We start from the raw sequence: 19727 nt of genomic DNA, 5'->3' as shown, positions 1-19727 counted from the left end.
GATAGAAAAAAACAAGCATCCTAGGATGCTTGTTTTTTAAATGAATAAGCAAGTATAATTTGATCGCTACTTATTATAATTCAAAAGCAGGCGAAGTCTTTGAGCCATCATTATTGAAGGGAAGTACAGATATCACTTCATATAACGATGCTCCATCAGACTATTCAAATTAGAGATTTCCTGTAATAATCCCTCGCCGATATTCGTTTCTCTCACCTTTTTTCTCTTCAGCTCTTCGTCCACCAATCTTTTTACAGACAATACATCGGTTTCATTGCTTAAAACTTCTTCTTTTGAAATAAAAAGCTGATGGGCGACCAGCTCCATGCCATAGGAATTGTACAATAGCGTGTATCCCGCTATCCCTGTTGTTGATTGATAAGCTTTGGAAAAACCGCCATCGATAACTATCATCTTCCCATTCGCTTTAATCGGATTTTCTCCATCAATTTCTTTCACCGGCGTATGCCCATTGATAATACGGCCAAGTTTGGGATTCAAATCAAATTCAGCGAGCATCTTACGGCATATTCCCTCATCTTCGCGCAAATAGTAATAAGGATTTTTCCTTTCCTTATGCGTTTCTTTTTCTTTAATAAAGTACCGCTCAAAGGTTGTCATCTCTCTTTTTCCAAAGAGGGAGGAATTTTCTCCTGTCCATAGGTACCACACCATATCGGTCGCAAAGTCATCTGTTTCTTCGGGATGGGCAAAGGCATATCGGAGAAAACGCTCGAAGACATCCAGCAACTCACGGCCAGCATACGTTTTACCCTCAATCTCCATTTTTTTCATATTTCCGATTTCATCTAGCGGAATGCAGCCATGTATCAATAAATTCCCGTTATATTTCAAATAAAGACTACCTTTTTTCATTAGAAAATTCATATGTCTGGCTAGTTTTTCTGAATGCTGGACAGAAAACAACAATTTATCCATGACTTGTTTTTCTTCTTCTAACAATTCTTCAGGCTTCTCCGGATTGATCGTCGCAAAACAAATGTTCTCAAGCGGATACGTTTTCCCGTGAAGTGTCGCTTCGTTTTTGTCGTAATTTATTTTCTCAAGCAAGAGCCGATCCGACATATCAAAGCACGGGCGTCTTTTGATGATCGGGCTTTCCAGCTTAAACTGAATGATGGAAATGGCTTGATGAATTTTGGTAATTTGCAGCTGTTCTTGCTCGGTTAGTTTTTCATTTGAAATTCTCTTTGGGCGAAAAACCGGATTGTCATCATAGTATTTTTCTGCAAGGTTCAGAAGCGGCCTCAGATTGATTCCATACACATCTTCAATAATATCTAAATTATTGTAGCGGGCGCATATCCGGATGATATTCGCCAGACATACCTTAGAACCGGCAAAAGCACCTAACCATAGGACATCATGGTTCCCCCACTGAATATCAACGGAATGATAATTGATGAGCGTATCGACAATTTTGTGAGGAGCGGGACCTCGGTCATAAATATCCCCTACAACATGAAGATGGTCCACAACCAATCGCTGAGTGGTATAAGCAAGACCAATAATCAGTTTATCAGCTTGGCCAAGGGAAATAATTTTCTCGACCATTTTAGTATAATAATCTTTCTTGTTTTTGAGCTCGTCCGTCTTATACAATAACTCTTCAATAATATAAACAAATTGTGTAGGCAAAGCTCTACGTAATTTCGAACGTGTATTCTTGGAAGAAGCGTATGAGACAAGCTTCATCATACGCTCGATCATTACTATGTACCATTCTTGCAATTCCTTTTTACTGCTAAAATTGCTTTTTATTAACTGTAATTTCTCCTCTGGATAATAAACGAATGTCGCAAATTCATTTAGCTCATTTTCATGCAATTCATCTTTGAAAAGGTCTCTGATTTTCACTTTTACATTTCCGGAACCATTCCGCAGCACATGCTGAAATGCCTGGTACTCGCCGTGTAAATCACTCACAAAATGTTCCGTTCCCTTAGGCAAATTCAGAATGGCTTCAAGATTAATGATTTCAGTGACCACTTTTTCTTCACTGTTATATTTTTGCGCTAACAAATCTAAGTATTTTAAATTTAACATGAGGTACCCCCTTTTTAATGTTGGTTTTTATTCTTTTATATGAAGAAAACTTCTTATCTTCTTGTGTAAAAAATCGCTCTTCTACTAACTATTCAAAGTGTATTTCTACATTATCTAAGTAATCTTTAGTTGCGTAAGTTAGACCTTCAATTATATTTTATTATAACAGGAGATTTCTATACGAGACTTATCCTATCAGAGGGTCTGTTAGTTTAAATAGAAAACTTTTATTATCTTATTTATATTAACATTAATTCCTAATTTATGAATTTATCAAAAGCTCTTTAATATAACCTCCATGTAACAAAACTCATGCACTTTACAACCCGGTTCAGCAAATGAATCGATGTTTGAAGGAAGGATCATCCAGTTTCATGTTCAACTAACGGATTCATATCGCACTGAATAGGAAGTAATATGTAATTTGGAACTATTTTCAATTGTATTCGTATAAAAGATAAAATAGTTCTAGCAAGAATTAGATGGGGGAGTATAATAGTTTGAAAATTGAAATAGAAAATCGGGTTCCAAGCACATGAAACACCTGAAATAATGATCAATTATACATTGGAATAGGCACAACAAATATTGAACGAGAAGGATATTATGTTGGTTGGATTTTAGTTAATTATCTCTTGGAAAATGGTTGGACATTAAAGAGATAGCATACATTCCTGAAGATTTAGCTATATTTGTTCGCGAAAATACTCAAAAGTATTTAACACAAAAAGTATAAATAAAGTAATTTAACGAGAATTGAACTAGTGTTTTAGTTGAACAACAGGCTTCCTTTTACATGTTTTTTTAATGAACCTAGTTGGTTACTTCCCAATTGTGATGTTATGTCAACCTAGTGTGTATATGCGATACAACGAGGAGTTTAGTTGAATAATTTATTTCTTAAAATGAGCTAAATTATATATAAAAAGAATTTAAGGAGTGATATTAATTGGGGTTTTTTTATCAAGATGGGTTTAGATTTTATGAAAAAGAAAGGAAAACAATAGTAATTGACGATAAAAAACTTGAATCTTACATAACCTATATTAATTATAATCAGATAAAATCTATTGGACTTAACGGTCTCTATTACCATCAGACTGATGTTAACTTTCTGGAAAAGTGCCCGCATATAGAGGAAGTTAATATTAATGATTCTTTAATCATAGATCATTCCAAACTTTATTCACTAAAAAATTTAAAGATACTTTCATTTGACGAGCCTAAAAAGGAATTAGACTTGTCTGTTTTTTCAAATACACTTGAAGAATTGTATATTGAACACAATAAACATGTGAAGAAAATAGAAACTTGTGTAAATTTAATCAGCCTGATAATTTGGAAATATAAACCGGAATCTAAAAATCTAGAGGGTTTAATAAATCTTAAACAATTACAGGAGTTGTCTATAATACAAGGTAATGTTACCTCCTTAAAGGGAAGTAGGGCATTTATAAAGTTAGTTAAATTGGAGATATGTTATTTAAGAAACTTTAAGTATATTGATGAAGTCGAGAACAATTCAAAAACCTTACAGAGCATTACGTTCGAACATTGTAGAAAAATTGAAAATCATAGTTATGTTGCTTGCTTAAAAGAGTTAAAAACTCTCCATTTATCTAGTTGTGGTGACATAAAAAACTTAAAATTCGTTAGTGAATTACCTAAATTGAAACACCTAAGTTTTATTGATTCTAATGTTATCGATGGGGATATTACACCTTGTGTTGGAATAGACTGGGTGGCTTTTAACAACAAAAGACATTATAACCGTACGTTTGAAGAAATAAATCCTAATTTTGAAAGTGGTTTGGAATAAAATAAGTTTTCTTCACAGTGAAAGAATAGATATGTTAAGCATCGCTTCGCATTTTTTATTGAGCTAACGGGCTGCCTTTATGTTTCTTATGGTCTAGATTTTAATCGTGTATATATACTTAGTGTCGTTTAGGTTACTGAACTTAGATTGTTGAACGAGTTCTTGAAAATTAATGAAAGAGAGTTAACCCTAACAAAACACTGTAAATATAAGGTGTTCAGTAACTCCTATTTTTCTGAACAACGCTTTGATTTCCCTTATTTCACCCTCTATTTCAACCTGCGTTGTATTACTTAGCATGCAAGTTGAGTATGTAAATCGAGGTTTTACGGACGGAAAGATTAATATAGTAAGCTCATCTCTTGTTTTGACTAGTACAGAAATCTAAATTATTTTCCACTTTTACTCAATTCGACATTTTTCACAAGAACAATGAAGTAATATGTTGATATAATATGTTCTACGAATATAATACTGGACTTTAGAAAAGGAGAATGATAAAAAATATGCACAGTAAAATGTTCTTATTAGGGCAAATAATGTTGAAAAAGAAAGTTATGTACCATAGAGCAAAGCATTTTGGGTTTACGCACGCTAATGTAGTAGCATGTAGTCAAGAACTCGACGTATTACTCAATCAATACCAAGAAATAAATTGATATTATTGAGGTGATTAAGTTTATATTTTTTTTTGGTTTAAAAACACCTATAAGTAACTAAATATAAACTAAAATCGCAACCATACGATCGTGTGATTGCGATTTTTTGTATTATCTACGTGAGCACACAGTAATAAGCAAGTGAAAATAGTCATTGCTATGAAAGATATCCAACTTCTGATTCACTTGAGTCTTCTTGGAAGTCTAATTGCTTGTTGATCCTACCGAGTACTGTGCAGTGAACAATGCAGAAATCCCGGTAGTACCTGTATGAGAAGTTGATGTTGAATTATAAAAATTGCCGTTCACTATATAGTAGAAGTGACCATTGAAAAGTTCGACACTTATTGAGCCTGAAAAAGAAATTGGGTTGGGCTTAAACTCTTGATGAGCATGAACAAGCGCTTGCAGCCCTTGCCCGATTCTTTGAATATGGGGAAGCTTTTGATTTAAATCGCCTATACAAGGAAGTAGATCTTGAGTGGATTCCTTTTGCGTTGGAAAGGTTACAGACGTATTTATATGAAGACACCTATCTGGCGAAGACTCAGAAATCATTAATCATCAGAGATCCTAGCGACTTATTGAGCCAGAAGGATTTCGCCGAGCTGATGAATGAGTATGGCAGCAACATGGATGTGAAAAAAATCCACATGTATCGCAAAAGAGGAAAGCTACCTAAAGAGACAGTTATGATTGGGGGTAAACCTTACTGGATTAAAGAAAAAGTTGAAACCTATATTAAAACATCGGGAGTTAAACCCATTTGAAAAATACGCCTTCTGCATATTGATGCTGAAGGTGTTTTTTTGTACCGTTTGTCATCATTATCGATACTTAACAAACCCAGTAAGATTTAATTACAATGATTTTATTCTGCTTTATGACCGCCAATTAATTTATTCTCGACGGATGTTTTGCGAGGAATCACTTATTCATATTTAATATTTTCTTTAATATCAAACTAATTAAAACTCCAGGGAAAACACATATTATTGGAAACCAAACCGGGCCAAACAATACTCCGAATAACTCAAATCTGGCTGAATAAATAACAGCTATAGTTAAAAAGTAAGACAAAAGTAAAAAAGGAAGAAATGAATAGGGTTCCTTGCCTCCTCCGGCATCTTTAAATGCATCCCACATTGCAAAGAAGTACAGACAAGGATAAAACAAAAGCCATTGATAGTCGGTTTGTTGAATCGCTTTTCCAATTTCTCCATTAAAACTTAGCATAATTACTTCATTTAAATTAGATTGCACATTAATGACTACTTCACATAGGATAAAGAAGAATCCTTTTAGGTACCTCCCATTAAGTAACTGTCCGAAACCAGGAAGAGCTATGCTCCAAAGTAATTTTTCCTTAGCATCCATATCATTTTACCCTTTTACTCGATGGGATGCTAAAGGAGGCTGTTCAAACCATCCATTTTTTATCATGATGTTTAGTCCGTCTTCAGAATACTTTAAAACCTCTGCTATCAAGCGTGAATAATCAACGGTTAAGTCACTTCTCATACTTGTAGAAATTGATACGCCGTAGTTTCCTGCACCCCCTGCGCTTATAAATCCGAGATGATACATCATCAACTTATCAGAAAAAGGTGATTCTGTAGAATCGGTTACGTCCTGATTGCTAGACAATGGAAGAGGAATGGTAATTGATTGATTTTCTAAATAATCTCCAAACACTTTAACATGCTTTAAGGCAATATCAATTCCTCTTGAAAAATAATCACGTAGTTCTTTCGAATCAGCTACTTGAGCAAATCCAACCCCCATGCAGAAACCGAGATTATTTGTTAAAATATTTGTATATAAATTTGCAACTTCAATTCCTAAAAGTGGTCTTTTGCCCAACATTTCTAAGATAAAAGATTGTTTATGAACAAATTCTACTTTTGTTGGGTATGGTATGGATGGAGGACGAGTAGCCAATCCTTTTTCCAACAAAACCCGAGTAGTCTCATTATTTAATTCAACTAAAGAAGCGATACACTGCGAGTTAAAGGAAAGAATATCTTCCCGAAAAATTGAAGATAATGCAACTGAATAAGTCGCTAATCCAACTTTAGTTATGCCTTTTACGTAGTTTAAACAAAACGTATCTGAATACAAACGTTTCGCTTTTAAATTTACATCTTCTTCTGTAAAACCAAGTGGGATTGGTATTTCTTCGTCTGTAAAAATTCCCCGTACTATTTCAACATGCTGTTGAGATAGGTTTAATGTATGTTCAACGATTGTTTTTATATTCTTGTCTTGTATATGTTGCAGGAAATACTTATTTACACAAATAGATAAGGTATCACCAAGATAGATTCCCCATAAAAAACTTATTTCAGAAGAAGTTAATTGAGTATCATGCGTTATTTTCAATTTAACCATCCTTTCATTACTCAGATATGAAATTAGAATGTCCTAATCTCCGCTAGATATTCCTGCAGGTGGAATCACTTAGGGAAATGAAATACTCAAGAGAAGGGAGATTAAAAAAGGCGACCTATTGTAAATGGTAGGTCGCCGTTTTCTTCATATCTCAGTGTATTACTAACCCAATAACCCCTTGCGCAACATCGTCCATTTATAGAAATGGTTGAAACTGAATTTTCTATGATTATTTATTCAACACTAGTGGTATATAACAAGTAGATTAATTTAAAAAGCAATATAAAAAAGACACTGAAAATTTCAGTGTCTTCCCATTGAAACAATATTAGCAGGATTAAATTGAAATTATTGTTTATCTTCAATAAAAATACAAACACGGATAAAACATGAGTCACGCGTCAATTGTTATCAATTTCCCGTTTTAAAATTGACCAAAGCCAGCAAGTGCAAACTTTATAATAGGTTTTTTGGGGTGTAATCACATTATTCTAACCTTTAGCCAAATTTTTTCTGTCTGGAGATGATGGCGGTTTTTCCATCCAACCATTACTAATCATAATGTTTGCGCCATCTTCTGCATACTCCCCGATTTCTGTTAATAAACGGGTATAGGCAGCCCCTAAATCTCTTCTTGGACTTGCCCCTAAGGATGCGCCATAATACCCTATACCTGCTGCATTAAGCGCACTGACATGGAATGTCATGAGCTTATCTGAGAAAGGAGATACTTTTGAAAGTGTTGGTGCGGTATCCGAAGTCATAGGTGTAACTAAATTATCTTCAATTAAAATATTCGTAAATACTGCACAATGATGTTTCGAAACTTCTGCCCCTCGCACAAAAAATTGACGAACATTTTTTGAACTAGCCACTTGGCTAAACCCTGTTAATAATGAACTCCCTAGCACATTTCGTTGCAAATTAAAAAATAAATGTGAGATTTCAACCGTTGTCAGTTGTCTTTCATCACCAACCCAACCAGCTAAAAAGTGTTGTTTTTGTACAAACTCAACCTGATCGGAATATGGTATATAAGGTGGGCGAACCAGGACTCCTTTGTTTAACATAAGGTCGGTAGAACGATTAAAAAGCTCTGCAGAAGAATACAAACATGATGTATAAAAATCCCTAATATCTTTTCTTGATGAATTAGGTAATGCCACACTATAAGCGTTTAGACCCAATGTACCCATATTTGCCATATAATACAACATAAAGACGTCTGAAAAAAGTCTCGGTGCATTTACATTTACATCCTGCTCCGTAAAACCCATAGGAATAGGATGTTGTTCAGCATGTAAGATTTCCTTGATCACTCTTATATGATCTACCGATAACTCTAAAGCATATTCTAAAATAGAGCGTATTTTTCGGTCCTCTACTGTATTCAATAAATAAGAAATTGTACAAATACCTAATGTATCGTTTTGAAATTGTCCCCATAACAAGCCAATTTCAGAAGATGTTAAATTAGGATTATGATTATCTTCCATCTAAATACCTCCTTTTACATATAAATTATGTGTCACTTTAGTCGATATTATGCACTTAGATTATTAACAAAGTCCGACACTAAATTATTAGTGTCGGACTTTTGCCATTTGAGATACAATATATGTAAGAACGTTCAATATTCAACGTTTTCTGAACATAACCCTGCAGATGTATTCATTCCTCAGAAAGATACCTGGACACCTTTTTAACCAAACGAGCCAGAAAGTAAAACCCAAATCACAGCGCTATGTGATTTGGGTTTTTTAGTTAAAAATGTAGGTGCAAATCAATTTTAATAATAGTACATTAGTAGTAAAAGGAGTTGGCGAAATTATGAAATTATTCAAAGTCATTTTAGTGATTATTCTCTCTGTCGGTTTGCTACCTAGTACGTCTGATGCCGCAACAAAAACATTGAAAGTGCATTTTATTAATGTAGGACAAGGGGATGCTACGTATATTAAGATGCCAGGTGGAGAAGACGTCTTAATAGATGGGGGAGACAAGGGCAAGGGGATGAGGTTATTGCTTTTTTGAAAAAACAAAAAGTAGATGATATTGAAATTATGATTGCTACTCACCCAGATGCTGATCATCTCGGTGGTTTGGATGAGGTATTAAAAGCATTTAAAGTTGAATCCGTGTATGCACCAAAAGTATCACATACAACTCAAGCCTATAAAAACTTCTTACTTGCTGTAAAAAATGAAAAATTAACGATTAAAACCGCGAAAGCAGGGGTTAAACTTCCACTTAAATCCGTTACTGCAAAATTCGTTGCTCCTGTAAGAGACTATAATAAAAGTGATTTGAACAACTGGAGTGCTGTTTTACATGTAACTTATAATAAAAACAAATTCCTTTTTGCTGGTGATGCTGAAAAGGCTTCAGAAACTGATATGGTCAAAACGAAACAAACATTACAAGCTGACGTACTTAAAGCCGGACATCATGGAGCTAAAACGTCTTCTAATGCAGACTTCTTGAAAGTAGTTAAACCCAAATATGCGATTATTAGTGTGGGTAAAAACGCTTATGGTCATCCAACGACAGAGGTTTTAATCGGTTTAAAGCGATTAAAGCAACAGTATATCGAACAGATAAAAAAGGCAATATTACTGTAACTAGTGATGGTACAAAAATTTCGATACTTACAGAAAAGAAGTGACTTTATGAAAGGAATAATTGATCGGTTTGAAGGAAATCTTGTCGTCGTGGAAATTGAAGGAATAACAAAAGATTATCCGAAAAGTATATTCCCTACAGAAGCAAAGCCAGGAGATGTCGTTCTCATCTCAAACAGCGAAGTAGTTATTCAAAGGGAAGAAACAGAAGAGTTACGGAAAGAGATTGAACAATTAATGGAAGACGTGTGGGAAGATTAAGAGAAGAGAGGTACCAGGCCTTTGCCTGGTACCTTTTTAATTCCGTTTCTTACTTTTCATAGTCCATCCAAAGCAAACAGCCCCTAAACGTGACGGGGACTTTCTAAGTGAGTTGTTGAATGACTTTTCAAGCAAGGAATGTTTGGAAATTAGTTTATGAAAGATATCCAACTTCTGATTTACTTGAATCTTCTTGGGCGTTCATCATAAAGAGCAATTCAAGTGCAGACATGTTCGGAAGACTTTTCAGAAACGATTGGGCAGCATCATAATTCATAAATGTAAAAGCTTGTAGTTCATCTTTAAAAGCCCATATTAATTATCAGGCGTTTAGCACACCACTTAATCCTCCGATATCTATCAGTCAGAACATAACTTCTTATGAGGATTCTAGAACAAGATACTGAACATACAATCAGCACAGGGAAAGGGAGAACAATAATGTCAATACAACCATTTAATGAAGCAGTTATTGCTGAAGCGAAAGCACATGTAGATCAATTGACGAAGCCATTAGGAAGCCTTGGGAGAATAGAGGAGCTGGCATTACAGCTTGTAGGTATTACTGGAGAAACTCGACCTGTGGTTGAAAAACCAGTAATTATTGTCGCAGCCGCTGATCATGGAATTGTTGCAGAAGGTGTATCCGCTTATCCTCAAGAGGTAACAGCATTAATGATTAATAATTTTGTTCAAGGTGGAGCAGCCATTAATGTCTTTGGCCGTCAAATAGGCGCAAGGGTCATAGTAGCAGATATCGGTGTAAACGCGGATATAAGTGAACAGCCAATTACTCACCATAAGATTCGTTTCGGAACACGAAACTTTTTTGTAGAAGATGCGATGACTGAAGAAGAAGCCTTAGCCGCTATTAAAGTTGGGCGTGAGCTTGCTAGTCAACAAGTAAGCGAGGGACATCGTCTTCTAATTGCTGGAGAAATGGGAATTGGTAATACCTCTGCCTCAAGTGCCCTAGTCGCTGCAATCACGGGTGCAAACGTTGAAGAAGTTGTTGGCACTGGAACAGGAATTGACCAAGAAGCGAAACTTAGAAAAATAGCGATTATTGAAAAGGCGATTCAAAAAAGAGGGATTGATGCTCATACCGCACCATTAGCGATATTGGCAAAAGTAGGAGGGCTTGAAATTGCCGCTTTGGCAGGAGTGATTCTTGAAGGGGCTGAAAGACATATTCCTGTCTTGGTTGATGGGTTTATTTCCTCAACAGCTGCTCTTGTCGCAGCTGAGCTTGATCCCGCTGTTCGTCCCTATCTGATAATTGCGCATCAATCTGTAGAGGAAGGACATAGGATTTTGACTGATTATCTAGGAATAAAACCGTTACTTCAGCTTAATTTACGCCTTGGAGAAGGGACGGGTGCAGCGCTTGCCTATCCACTTGTCGAAGCTGCATCACGGATGGTTAGTGAAATGGCAACCTTTAAAGATTTAGGATTATAATCAGGAGGAACAAGTGACAAAAGCCGGGTCTTGCCACTGGAAAAGATTTAAGGAGATATGAGTTTATAATTTTTAATTACCTACATTGTTGATTTAACTAATAATCAATACTGAAAGGAGTTAAGAAAGTGATTTCACTACCAGAGAAATTGAACCTGCTACAAACCGTTTCTGATATCTCAGAGTATGCAAACTTTATGGTGCTTGAAGGGGAACTATTTATTGATTTAGAAAATGAACAAACTATCTCTTTACTCCCAGGTGAAATATTTAAAGTACCGGCTTTCACACAACATAGAACTCGCTCAACTATAAGAACAGTAAATCTTTGTTTTGAAACTAAAGAAAAAGATATAAAAGGAAATTCTTAAGTGCCAGATGAACTGAATCCCGAATAGTGGACACTTTAAAAACCCCTATTCGGGTTTTTTTGTGTTTACAAAAGTATTAAAAGAAACATTTTCATCAAAGAAAACACAACACAAAAGAGAAGTAAATAAAAGGAGGAAGAGGCGAGTTTTTGCCACTTTCTCCTTTACGTGATTGATGAGAAATGATGCATTAAATAAGTTGAAATGAAAAAGCCAAACAGAATGTTCATCAGGTAGACAGGGGATTACGATATTCTTCCAAAAATACACGATTAATTGAGGTTTAAGGATTTTCACCATCGGTTACAAAATGCCATTTGGTGTCTTTACAAGTCTTTTAATGAGCCACATTTGAGCAATGGTGGTGATGGCAATTCCGTACGCCCTATTATGCTGGGACAATTTTAAGTAAGTATAACTTAAAAATTTTTGGGGATTCTATATAGGTATCAATATTCTTATACATCTTTAGGAGATATTTTTTCATGCACTCCCAAAACACGATGAACAAAAGTCTGATTCAAACCGTGCGCCTGGAACTCATCAAAATAGCCGGTCGAACGATCCGTTACAAAACGGTATTTGACCTTCAAATTGAGTTTATGGTCCCGTTATGGCGGATTAACAACTCCCTCGTTTCGGCTGAGAAAGTCCTCAACTAAACAAAGGTAAGGTAAAAAAACCTACCCTCGAACAGGGGGATGTCTTCCTTTTTATGTTCCCGAAGAGATCAACGAATAAAAAAAGAAATTCATCCCCAAAATTCACTTCATCTGATTAAAAAAAACTTGATTTTGAGTGTTCTAAGAGCGTTTTCCAGAAATCACTTTATGAATAATTCAGAAAATACATATCTTTCATACATTGTGTAAAAATCAAATCAATCATTTAGGGGAGATGGAATATTTGAAAATATTCAACCGCACCCAAAAAAAAGTAAAATCAAATTCCACCAATTTAATCAATTCAAATAGGGATCTAGGACAAAAAGGATCGTTAAAAATGGATCTTCAAGAAAACATTCGCCAGATCAAAGAATCCTTTGGAAACAGTCCGGATCTAGTAATTAGAGAAATTTCGATTGGTAAGCAAGTTAATATACCAGCAGCTGTAATCTATACCGAAGGTTTGGCGGATAGCAAATCCGTGAATCACTTTATTATGGAATCTTTAATGAAGGATATTTGGGAAAGCAAACACGATTCGCCAAGGTTCACCAACCAAAATATCCTGCGACTTTTGAAAGAGTCCGTTCTCACGGTAGGCGATATTAAAGATGTTTCAGATTTTGCAACACTACTTACTTCCATCTTATCAGGAAATACAGCCATTCTGATAGATGGACATGCCCAAGGTTTTCTGGTTGGATTGAAAGGCTCCGAAGATAGGGGTGTTCAGGAGCCCACTACTCAAACGGTTGTTCGTGGTCCGAAAGAAGGATTTACTGAAAACATAAGAACAAATACCTCTTTGATTCGGCGGAAGATCAAAGATCCTAACCTTTGGTTGGAGAATTTACAAATCGGAAAGGTAACGCAAACCGATGTCTCCATTATGTATATTCAAGGAATTGCGAATGAGAAAATGATAGAGGAGGTCCGTATACGGCTTAAACGTATTCAAATTGATGGGATTTTAGAAAGTGCTTATATTGAAGAATTGATTCAAGATGAAACTTACACTGTTTTTCCAACGGTGTTTAATACAGAAAGACCAGATGTTATTGCAGCGGGACTGTTAGAGGGGAGATGCGCTATTATCATTGACGGAACTCCATTTGTTCTTTTAGTTCCAGTCACCTTCACCCAATTTTTAACAGCAGCAGATGATTATTACCAGCGCGCAGATATTGGTACTGCCCTACGAGTGTTGCGTTATTTTGCTGTGTTTATTGCTTTGTTGGGTCCATCTATCTTTATTGCCATTACGACTTTCCATCATTCAATGATCCCACCCCAACTTATTATTAGTTTAATGGCACAACGAGAAAATGTTCCTTTTCCTGCATTTATTGAAGCTCTAATTATGGAGATTACCTTTGAAATTTTACGTGAGGCTGGGGTTCGAATGCCAAAAGCCATTGGACAGGCAGTATCGATTGTAGGGGCCTTGGTAATTGGACAAGCCGCCGTAGACGCGGGATGGGTATCGGCGGCGATGGTGATTGTAGTATCAATTACAGCGATAGCTAATTTTACTATACCCTCATATAACTTAGGCTTTTCTGTTAGAATACTACGTTTTGGTCTGATGCTCCTGGCTGCTTCATTCGGATTAGTCGGTGTTGTAGTAGGGCTTATTGGCATTACCCAACACATGATCAAATTGCGATCTTTCGGAGTGCCGTATATGTCTCCGTTTGGTCCTGTTGTCAAAGAAGATCAAAAAGATGCAATTTTACGTGTTCCCTGGTGGGGGATGCACACACGACCTCGTTTCATAAGTCAAAAAAATATCATCCGTGAAGACAATGCCTCTACAAAGAAACCAGAAGAATGAAAGAAAGATTAAGTTTTTATGAAAAGGGTGGGATTATTACGAAACAAAAAAAAGCTTTAATGTTGATTTCTATGATCACCTTGATTATGGTTAGCGGTTGTTGGAACCGGGTCGAATTAAACGAAATTGCCCTCTCTCTAGCGATGGGACTGGATAAAAAAGGGGATCAAATTACAGTTTATCATCAAATTGTGAACCCAAGTGCGCTTTTGGAAGAGGGTGGCAGTCTTGCACCTGTTACTCTGTATCAGGAAACGGGAAATACTATACAAGAGGCAAACCGAAAAATGACGAAAAAGAGTACAAGGAAAATTTTTTTAAATCAAATAAAGATACTTATTGTCAGTGAAGAACTAGCAAAAGAAGGGCTGACCGAAGCTCTGGATCATGTATACAGAGACCACGATTTTAGAAAGGATTTTTTTGTGGTTGTTACTAAGGACACGGAAGTTGCAGACATCCTTAAAGTTTTAACGAAGATCGACCCAATTCCAGCTACTAAAATGATAAGTTCTCTTGAGAACTCTGCAAACGTGTGGGGATCAACTACACCCATTACAATTGATCAACTAATGGCGGATATCATCAGTAATGGAAAGGAAGCCGCACTCACAGGTATTGAAGTGAATGGTAATCCAGAACAAGGGGAGACTAGGAATGATTTAGAGACCATTCAACCCTCTGCTTTAATAGCATATAGTGGAATTGCTGTTTTTAAAAAAGATAAATTGGTAGGATGGTTAAATGAAGAAGAAAGCAAAGGATATAACTTTACCCAAGGAAAAATCAAAAGCACAGCTGTTGTTTTTCCCTGTCCTTCAGGGGAAAACGACATCACTGTGGAAGTGTTTCACAATCAAGCAGATATGAAATTCAAATTGGAGAATGACCAGCCAAAAATTGATGTCAAAATTGCTCTCGAAGGTACTGTAACTGACGTAGAATGTGATATCGACTTAATGAAAACGGAGACAATTAATGAAATAGAGAAATTAACAGAAAAGGAAATAAAAAAGAGTATTGCAGCGACAATACAAACAGCACAGGAAAAGTATAATTCTGATATCTTTGGATTTGGCGACGTCATTAATCGTACCAATCCAAAATATTGGGGGAAAATAGAAGGTGATTGGGAAAAGGTATTTCAGGATTTACAGGTGAATATTGAAATGGAAGCTAAGATTCTACGTGTATTTAAACAAAAAAAATCTCTTTCAGAAAGAATGGAGAATTAAAACGGGTGTGGACCATTGCCACGGATGTCATTGTAGGGTTCCTTCTCTTTTGAACCGAAAACAAAGAAAGGAATTCACATTTCCAGTTTTGCTATTCTTGGCCGTGATGTTAGGCATTTCCCGGAATTATACCCTAATCCATTGGATGCTATTAATGTAGTTTTCCAACCTATTACGCAAGTGATTTCTAAATTATTAAAATGAAAAGGTGATATCCATGGTAGAGAACGGTAAAATTGAAGCGAAACAATTCATGAAATTAGTCATCCTATATACGATAGGCAGTTCCGTTCTTCTTTTACCCCCCTTTCTTGCCGAGAAAGCAAAGCAAGATGCCTGGATTGCCTCAATAATTAGTGTGTGTATAGCTCTTATATTGGTATGGATATATAAAACATTAGGCAGTCTTTTTCCGAATATGTCTTTGGTAGAGTATAGTCAGAAAATCTTAGGAAAATGGTTAGGCAAAATCACTTCTGTTTTAGTTTTTATTTATGCACTTCTACTTACTGCCCTTACGCTCCGAGAAATTGGTGATTTCGTGGTAACACTAATCCTGCCCGAAACACCAATTGAATCGATACTTATTCTTTTTATAAGTGTTGTTATTATAGGGGTACGTTATGGGCTTGAAAACATAGCACGCACGTCAGAACTTTTCTTTCCCTGGGTGTTATTCCTTTTTCTTATCTTCTTTTTATTTCTTGTTCCTGAAATTGAGATTCAAAAAATCCAGCCTATTCTTGCAAAAGGGATAAAGCCTATACTGGGCGCTACTTTTTTTCAGATTGGCTTTCCCTTTCTCGAACTAGTTTTGCTTTTAATGATTTTTCCCTATGTAAATCGGACAAGAGAAGCTGGAAAAGCATTTATAACTGGAACTTTAATCGGGGGAATCATTTTAGTTTTGATTACATTTCTTTCCGTTTCCATATTGGGAGCCGAATCTACAGCCAATGAAATTTATTCCACCTTTTCAATGGCTGAGAAAATAAATATTGCTGATTTCATCCAGCGAATGGAATTAATTTTGACAGGAATATGGTTTTTAATCATTTTTTTAAAACTCTCGATTTGTTATTATGTTTCCGTATTAGTTCTTGCACAAACGATTCAAATTAGTGATTATCGTCCACTTACACTCCCTCTGGGACTGATCTTAGTAATTCTATCTCTAGTTATATCTCCCAATATAAGCTATTATCACACATTTATTTCAGACATTTGGACACCTTACAGTCTCATGTTTGGGCTCATTCTACCGTTATTACTTTTAGTCGTTACCAAGGTTAAAACAAAAATATATGGACCGAAATGGAACTAATAATAATTATCCAAAGACCCAAAATTACCTATGTAATATTGGGTCTTCACCATATGGCTATTAAGAAACCACCTGTTTGGCACCAAGATTTATTCGGTTTAGAATATACCCAATACCATTTTTTCTACCATTGTATATGTATGCTGCCGTTTCAAAAAAATCTAGCTTGATGTTCCAACTGAATTTAATTACGCTGTTCTGCTTTTTGGATTACTGATCAATGGAAAATGCAAAAGATATTGGATAATAACCCTAATATCTTTAAAAGAGGATTACTTATAACGCAGCACCATTTGTGTATAATTTTAATCCAGCAGGTCTTACCTTTAGAGCAGTAGCTATTCTTGATACGGTAAGCAACAAATACGACGACAAAATTTACAATTACAGTATTGAAACTGACCCTTTAAGTGAATCTGTATTTGCTGGGATTGCTGATTGAGTAGGTCGGGATATACCAGAGTTCCCTTACAATGGAACAAATGCTAATTTCGAATATCTACTCTAAATCTATTGGCTATATAAGTAAGGTCATTTCATACATAGTTATAACTTAGGAAGTCTTTTTACAGATGAATTTAGAAAGAGAGTAATCTCCAATAAATAGAGAAATTCTTAAAAATGTGAAAATACTTTGAATGCCGGTAACACGATTGCTGCTACCTAAGCTAGACACGCTTAGCAAGTAGCTCTAACGTGTCGCTTCCTTCTAAAAAGGGCGATAACCACGGACTGTACGGCTTTGCCTACATGCCATAAGTTCCTGTTCTTTTCTTGACGAGGGAACGAGCCGGAAAGAGGGAGTACATAAAGAAATGAAAAAATGGAGGGCAGCCCTAATGGCTGCCTTTTTTATTGAATTTTTTGCTTTTGTCCTCCGGATCGTACCCATTCCCAACCTGTCTAAGCCGGCAACAGGCGCAGATTCCTAGGCGTTCCGCCCTACACCTGTTTCCGACTAAGACAGGAGCCGACTTTAAGTGCAAGACCACAGTCAAGGGGCGAAAAACTTTTTCAAATGACACTACGCTGAAAAACTTGTTGCGTGTTCTCTTGTTAAGTCATTCTAATTCCTGTGCAATGTACATTCTCAGGTTGTAACAAAAATCGTCCTTTTCTGAACACGACACAACTATTCATAAAAAAGGAGACGCGAAGGTGTTTTATCTTCAATTTATCTTTAAGTACTAGTTTACGAATTTAGTTCTCGATTTTATCCATAGAAATTAGAGTTCCTTCTTCACATTATTGCGGAAGTTACTTATTTTGTTTCCCCTTATTTTGTTTCACACAAAACACCCTTCCTCAATTGCAATGGGTTGTTTTTAAGTAATATAATAACTATCATAAAAACACCTGAAATTAAGAGTTAATATTGAATATTTCACTCTTAAGATGTTAATATTAATAACATAAATGTATTTCGATTGATTTTTAATCTTAAAATAAGGGGATGGACGCGATTAGTGCTGTACAAGGAATCAAGAAATTACCCATCTCTATCAAACAAGCAGATGCCTACGAATTATTCATGAAATTAGCCGATGTATCAGGAAAAATGGGTCGGCTGGATGAGAAATTTAAACGTTCAATTTTAAAAAGTGATTTCATCAACACACTTGCATTAAAAGAATCTGTTCAATCGACTCGTATTGAAGGTACACAAGTAACGTTTACAGATATGGTTGAACAGACTCATAAAACAAATCCCAAATGGGAGCATATCGAGGTTACTAATTATCAACAAGCTTTAATCTCTGGACATGAACGCATCCAAATTGGCTATCCTATTACAACTCGCCTTATTTTAGACCTTCATAGTTTTCTAATGGAAGGTGCACGTGGTACAAACGCCGCTCGAGGTGAATTCCGTAAAATTCAAAACTTCATTGGCCCAAGCAACAAAATTGAAGATGCTGTTTATATCCCTATACCTGCAAATGAATTGGAATCGTATATGGCAAATTGGGAAATCTACGCAAATAAGCATCCTTACGGAGATAAGTTACCAACAACACACCTTAATAAAGATGAGATTGTGATAGACGAAGATAGTCATCCTCTATTAAAAGTGGCTATTTTGCACGCACAGTTTGAATCTATCCATCCGTTTTTAGATGGAAATGGTCGTCTTGGTCGTATTTTAATTGCACTCTACATGGTCCAATCTAAACTTGTATCTAGCCCTATTTTCTTCGTAAGTGAAGAACTTGAAAAACAACGTTCACGCTACTATCACTTGTTAAATGGAGTTAGAGGACAGAATCCGGATTGGAATAGCTGGTTAAAATTCTTTTTAAATGCTTCGGATCGAATGGCTGACAAATTGACAGTTTTAATAGACCGTGCAGAATTCATTGCAGCACAAGGTCTTGAGAAATGTGAAAGAGCCATCCAAAAGGACGTATATTTATTTACATTTAGGGAACCCAATACAACAGCTATACAAGTCGCTAAACACTTTAACATTGCAGCTTCAACAGCTCGTAACGTATTAAATGAGCTATCTGAATTAGGTTTAATTTTTAAAGACTCAAGCCAAAAACGCAATATCGAATACTTTAACTATGATGTATTAGATTTATTAAACTAGGCTACCGACCTTCATTCAAGTAATTGAATGGAGGTTTTTTTGTAAGCGTCAAACAGGAAGATTGCCGAAGGAGACAATTATGATTGGGGGTAAACCTTACTGGATTAAAGAAAAAGTTGAAAACTATATTAAAAATATCGTGCCATAAACCCATTTGAAAAAGTACGTTTTCTGCATATTGATGCTGAAGGTGTTTTTTGTACCGTTTGTCTTCATTATCGATACTTAACAAACTTGATATCAGTACGATTAAGTTACTAGCATTTTATTCTGCTTTATTACCGCCAATTTTTCTGTATCTGGCGCATAGGTAGACCAAGCAAATCAAAATGTATCGACTGTCGCTGCTTAGGTTGTTGTTTATCTTGTCGTATATAAATTACAGAATCCAAAAAGAAATCAAATTCCTGGTTGGAATTATATTCA

General features: G+C 35.7%; 15 protein-coding genes and 1 pseudogene. 12 read left to right on the top strand and 4 right to left on the bottom strand.

Annotated features, from left to right (window positions below; all coding sequences use genetic code 11):
- Nucleotides 1-132: 132 nt before the first annotated feature.
- The gene (locus C406_RS0102195; protein ID WP_017378954.1) at nucleotides 133-2067 is read right to left on the bottom strand and encodes a fructose-bisphosphatase class III; all 1935 of its coding nucleotides are present in this window, start codon (nucleotides 2065-2067) and stop codon (nucleotides 133-135) included.
- Nucleotides 2068-3016: 949 nt separating this feature from the next.
- Here C406_RS0102195 and C406_RS19235 point away from each other — a divergent pair.
- From C406_RS19235 to C406_RS20925, 3 genes are all read left to right on the top strand, one after another.
- A complete protein-coding gene (locus C406_RS19235; protein ID WP_017378953.1) occupies nucleotides 3017-3886 on the top strand; it encodes a hypothetical protein in 870 nt (289 codons plus the stop codon).
- A 506-nt stretch (nucleotides 3887-4392) separates the two neighbouring features.
- Nucleotides 4393-4545: an aspartyl-phosphate phosphatase Spo0E family protein gene (locus C406_RS20060; protein ID WP_017378952.1), complete on the top strand. Its 153-nt coding sequence runs from the start codon at nucleotides 4393-4395 to the stop codon at nucleotides 4543-4545.
- Nucleotides 4546-5177: 632 nt separating this feature from the next.
- Nucleotides 5178-5315, top strand: a complete 138-nt coding sequence (locus tag C406_RS20925) for a hypothetical protein (protein WP_237740491.1) — start codon at nucleotides 5178-5180, stop codon at nucleotides 5313-5315.
- Between the two features lie 157 nt (nucleotides 5316-5472).
- On the opposite strand, the gene C406_RS0102175 is transcribed toward C406_RS20925, so the two are convergent.
- The 3 genes from C406_RS0102175 to C406_RS0102165 all read right to left on the bottom strand — a co-directional run bounded on the left by C406_RS0102175 (nucleotide 5473) and on the right by C406_RS0102165 (nucleotide 8432).
- A complete protein-coding gene (locus C406_RS0102175; RefSeq protein WP_017378950.1) occupies nucleotides 5473-5922 on the bottom strand; it encodes a hypothetical protein in 450 nt (149 codons plus the stop codon).
- A gap of 6 nt (nucleotides 5923-5928) precedes the next feature.
- Nucleotides 5929-6936 (bottom strand): DUF3231 family protein, encoded by a 1008-nt coding sequence (locus C406_RS0102170; RefSeq protein WP_036653984.1) that lies wholly within the window; start codon nucleotides 6934-6936, stop codon nucleotides 5929-5931.
- 491 nt (nucleotides 6937-7427) lie between these two features.
- A complete protein-coding gene (locus C406_RS0102165) occupies nucleotides 7428-8432 on the bottom strand; it encodes a DUF3231 family protein (RefSeq protein ID WP_017378948.1) in 1005 nt (334 codons plus the stop codon).
- Nucleotides 8433-8766: 334 nt separating this feature from the next.
- On the opposite strand from C406_RS0102165, the pseudogene C406_RS19225 reads away from it, so the two are divergent.
- The 9 genes and pseudogenes from C406_RS19225 to C406_RS0102105 all read left to right on the top strand — a co-directional run bounded on the left by C406_RS19225 (nucleotide 8767) and on the right by C406_RS0102105 (nucleotide 19301).
- Nucleotides 8767-9601 (top strand): annotated as a pseudogene (locus C406_RS19225) (ComEC/Rec2 family competence protein).
- A gap of 4 nt (nucleotides 9602-9605) precedes the next feature.
- Nucleotides 9606-9818, top strand: coding sequence for a DUF3006 domain-containing protein (locus C406_RS0102155; protein WP_017378947.1), 213 nt, complete (start codon nucleotides 9606-9608; stop codon nucleotides 9816-9818).
- A 119-nt stretch (nucleotides 9819-9937) separates the two neighbouring features.
- A complete protein-coding gene (locus tag C406_RS20435) occupies nucleotides 9938-10090 on the top strand; it encodes a hypothetical protein (protein ID WP_017378946.1) in 153 nt (50 codons plus the stop codon).
- A gap of 169 nt (nucleotides 10091-10259) precedes the next feature.
- Nucleotides 10260-11279: a nicotinate-nucleotide--dimethylbenzimidazole phosphoribosyltransferase gene (cobT, locus tag C406_RS0102145; RefSeq protein ID WP_017378945.1), complete on the top strand. Its 1020-nt coding sequence runs from the start codon at nucleotides 10260-10262 to the stop codon at nucleotides 11277-11279.
- Nucleotides 11280-11407: 128 nt separating this feature from the next.
- Complete coding sequence (locus C406_RS19220) at nucleotides 11408-11650, top strand: hypothetical protein (RefSeq protein WP_017378944.1); 243 nt, start codon at nucleotides 11408-11410, stop codon at nucleotides 11648-11650.
- A gap of 897 nt (nucleotides 11651-12547) precedes the next feature.
- Nucleotides 12548-14149, top strand: coding sequence for a spore germination protein (locus C406_RS0102130; RefSeq protein ID WP_026045578.1), 1602 nt, complete (start codon nucleotides 12548-12550; stop codon nucleotides 14147-14149).
- The gene (locus tag C406_RS0102125) at nucleotides 14146-15384 is read left to right on the top strand and encodes a Ger(x)C family spore germination protein (protein ID WP_017378941.1); all 1239 of its coding nucleotides are present in this window, start codon (nucleotides 14146-14148) and stop codon (nucleotides 15382-15384) included. The genes C406_RS0102130 and C406_RS0102125 overlap by 4 nt, the downstream gene beginning before the upstream one ends.
- A gap of 217 nt (nucleotides 15385-15601) precedes the next feature.
- Nucleotides 15602-16708, top strand: coding sequence for a GerAB/ArcD/ProY family transporter (locus C406_RS0102120; RefSeq protein ID WP_017378940.1), 1107 nt, complete (start codon nucleotides 15602-15604; stop codon nucleotides 16706-16708).
- A 1453-nt stretch (nucleotides 16709-18161) separates the two neighbouring features.
- Nucleotides 18162-19301, top strand: a complete 1140-nt coding sequence (locus C406_RS0102105) for a Fic family protein (RefSeq protein ID WP_017378937.1) — start codon at nucleotides 18162-18164, stop codon at nucleotides 19299-19301.
- Nucleotides 19302-19727 lie beyond the last annotated feature (426 nt).

Origin of the sequence: Paenisporosarcina sp. TG-14 (assembly GCF_000297555.1) — a bacterium.
Lineage (GTDB): Bacteria > Bacillota > Bacilli > Bacillales_A > Planococcaceae > Paenisporosarcina > Paenisporosarcina antarctica.
The sequence above is the reverse complement of the archived record's forward strand: the minus strand, read 5'-3'. Positions and strand labels throughout refer to the sequence as shown.

Excerpts from the sequence above, each read along its gene's own strand:
- C406_RS20060 (WP_017378952.1), top strand. The coding sequence starts at position 4,393 with ATGCACAGTAAAATGTTCTTATTAGGGCAAATAATGTTGAAAAAGAAA.
- C406_RS0102195 (WP_017378954.1), bottom strand. The coding sequence starts at position 2,067 with ATGTTAAATTTAAAATACTTAGATTTGTTAGCGCAAAAATATAACAGT.
- C406_RS20435 (WP_017378946.1), top strand. The coding sequence starts at position 9,938 with ATGACTTTTCAAGCAAGGAATGTTTGGAAATTAGTTTATGAAAGATAT.
- C406_RS0102175 (WP_017378950.1), bottom strand. The coding sequence starts at position 5,922 with ATGGATGCTAAGGAAAAATTACTTTGGAGCATAGCTCTTCCTGGTTTC.
- C406_RS0102105 (WP_017378937.1), top strand. The coding sequence starts at position 18,162 with ATGGACGCGATTAGTGCTGTACAAGGAATCAAGAAATTACCCATCTCT.
- C406_RS0102130 (WP_026045578.1), top strand. The coding sequence starts at position 12,548 with ATGGAATATTTGAAAATATTCAACCGCACCCAAAAAAAAGTAAAATCA.
- cobT (WP_017378945.1), top strand. The coding sequence starts at position 10,260 with ATGTCAATACAACCATTTAATGAAGCAGTTATTGCTGAAGCGAAAGCA.
- C406_RS0102170 (WP_036653984.1), bottom strand. The coding sequence starts at position 6,936 with ATGGTTAAATTGAAAATAACGCATGATACTCAATTAACTTCTTCTGAA.
- C406_RS0102120 (WP_017378940.1), top strand. The coding sequence starts at position 15,602 with ATGGTAGAGAACGGTAAAATTGAAGCGAAACAATTCATGAAATTAGTC.
- C406_RS0102165 (WP_017378948.1), bottom strand. The coding sequence starts at position 8,432 with ATGGAAGATAATCATAATCCTAATTTAACATCTTCTGAAATTGGCTTG.
- C406_RS20925 (WP_237740491.1), top strand. The coding sequence starts at position 5,178 with ATGGATGTGAAAAAAATCCACATGTATCGCAAAAGAGGAAAGCTACCT.
- C406_RS0102155 (WP_017378947.1), top strand. The coding sequence starts at position 9,606 with ATGAAAGGAATAATTGATCGGTTTGAAGGAAATCTTGTCGTCGTGGAA.
- C406_RS0102125 (WP_017378941.1), top strand. The coding sequence starts at position 14,146 with ATGAAAGAAAGATTAAGTTTTTATGAAAAGGGTGGGATTATTACGAAA.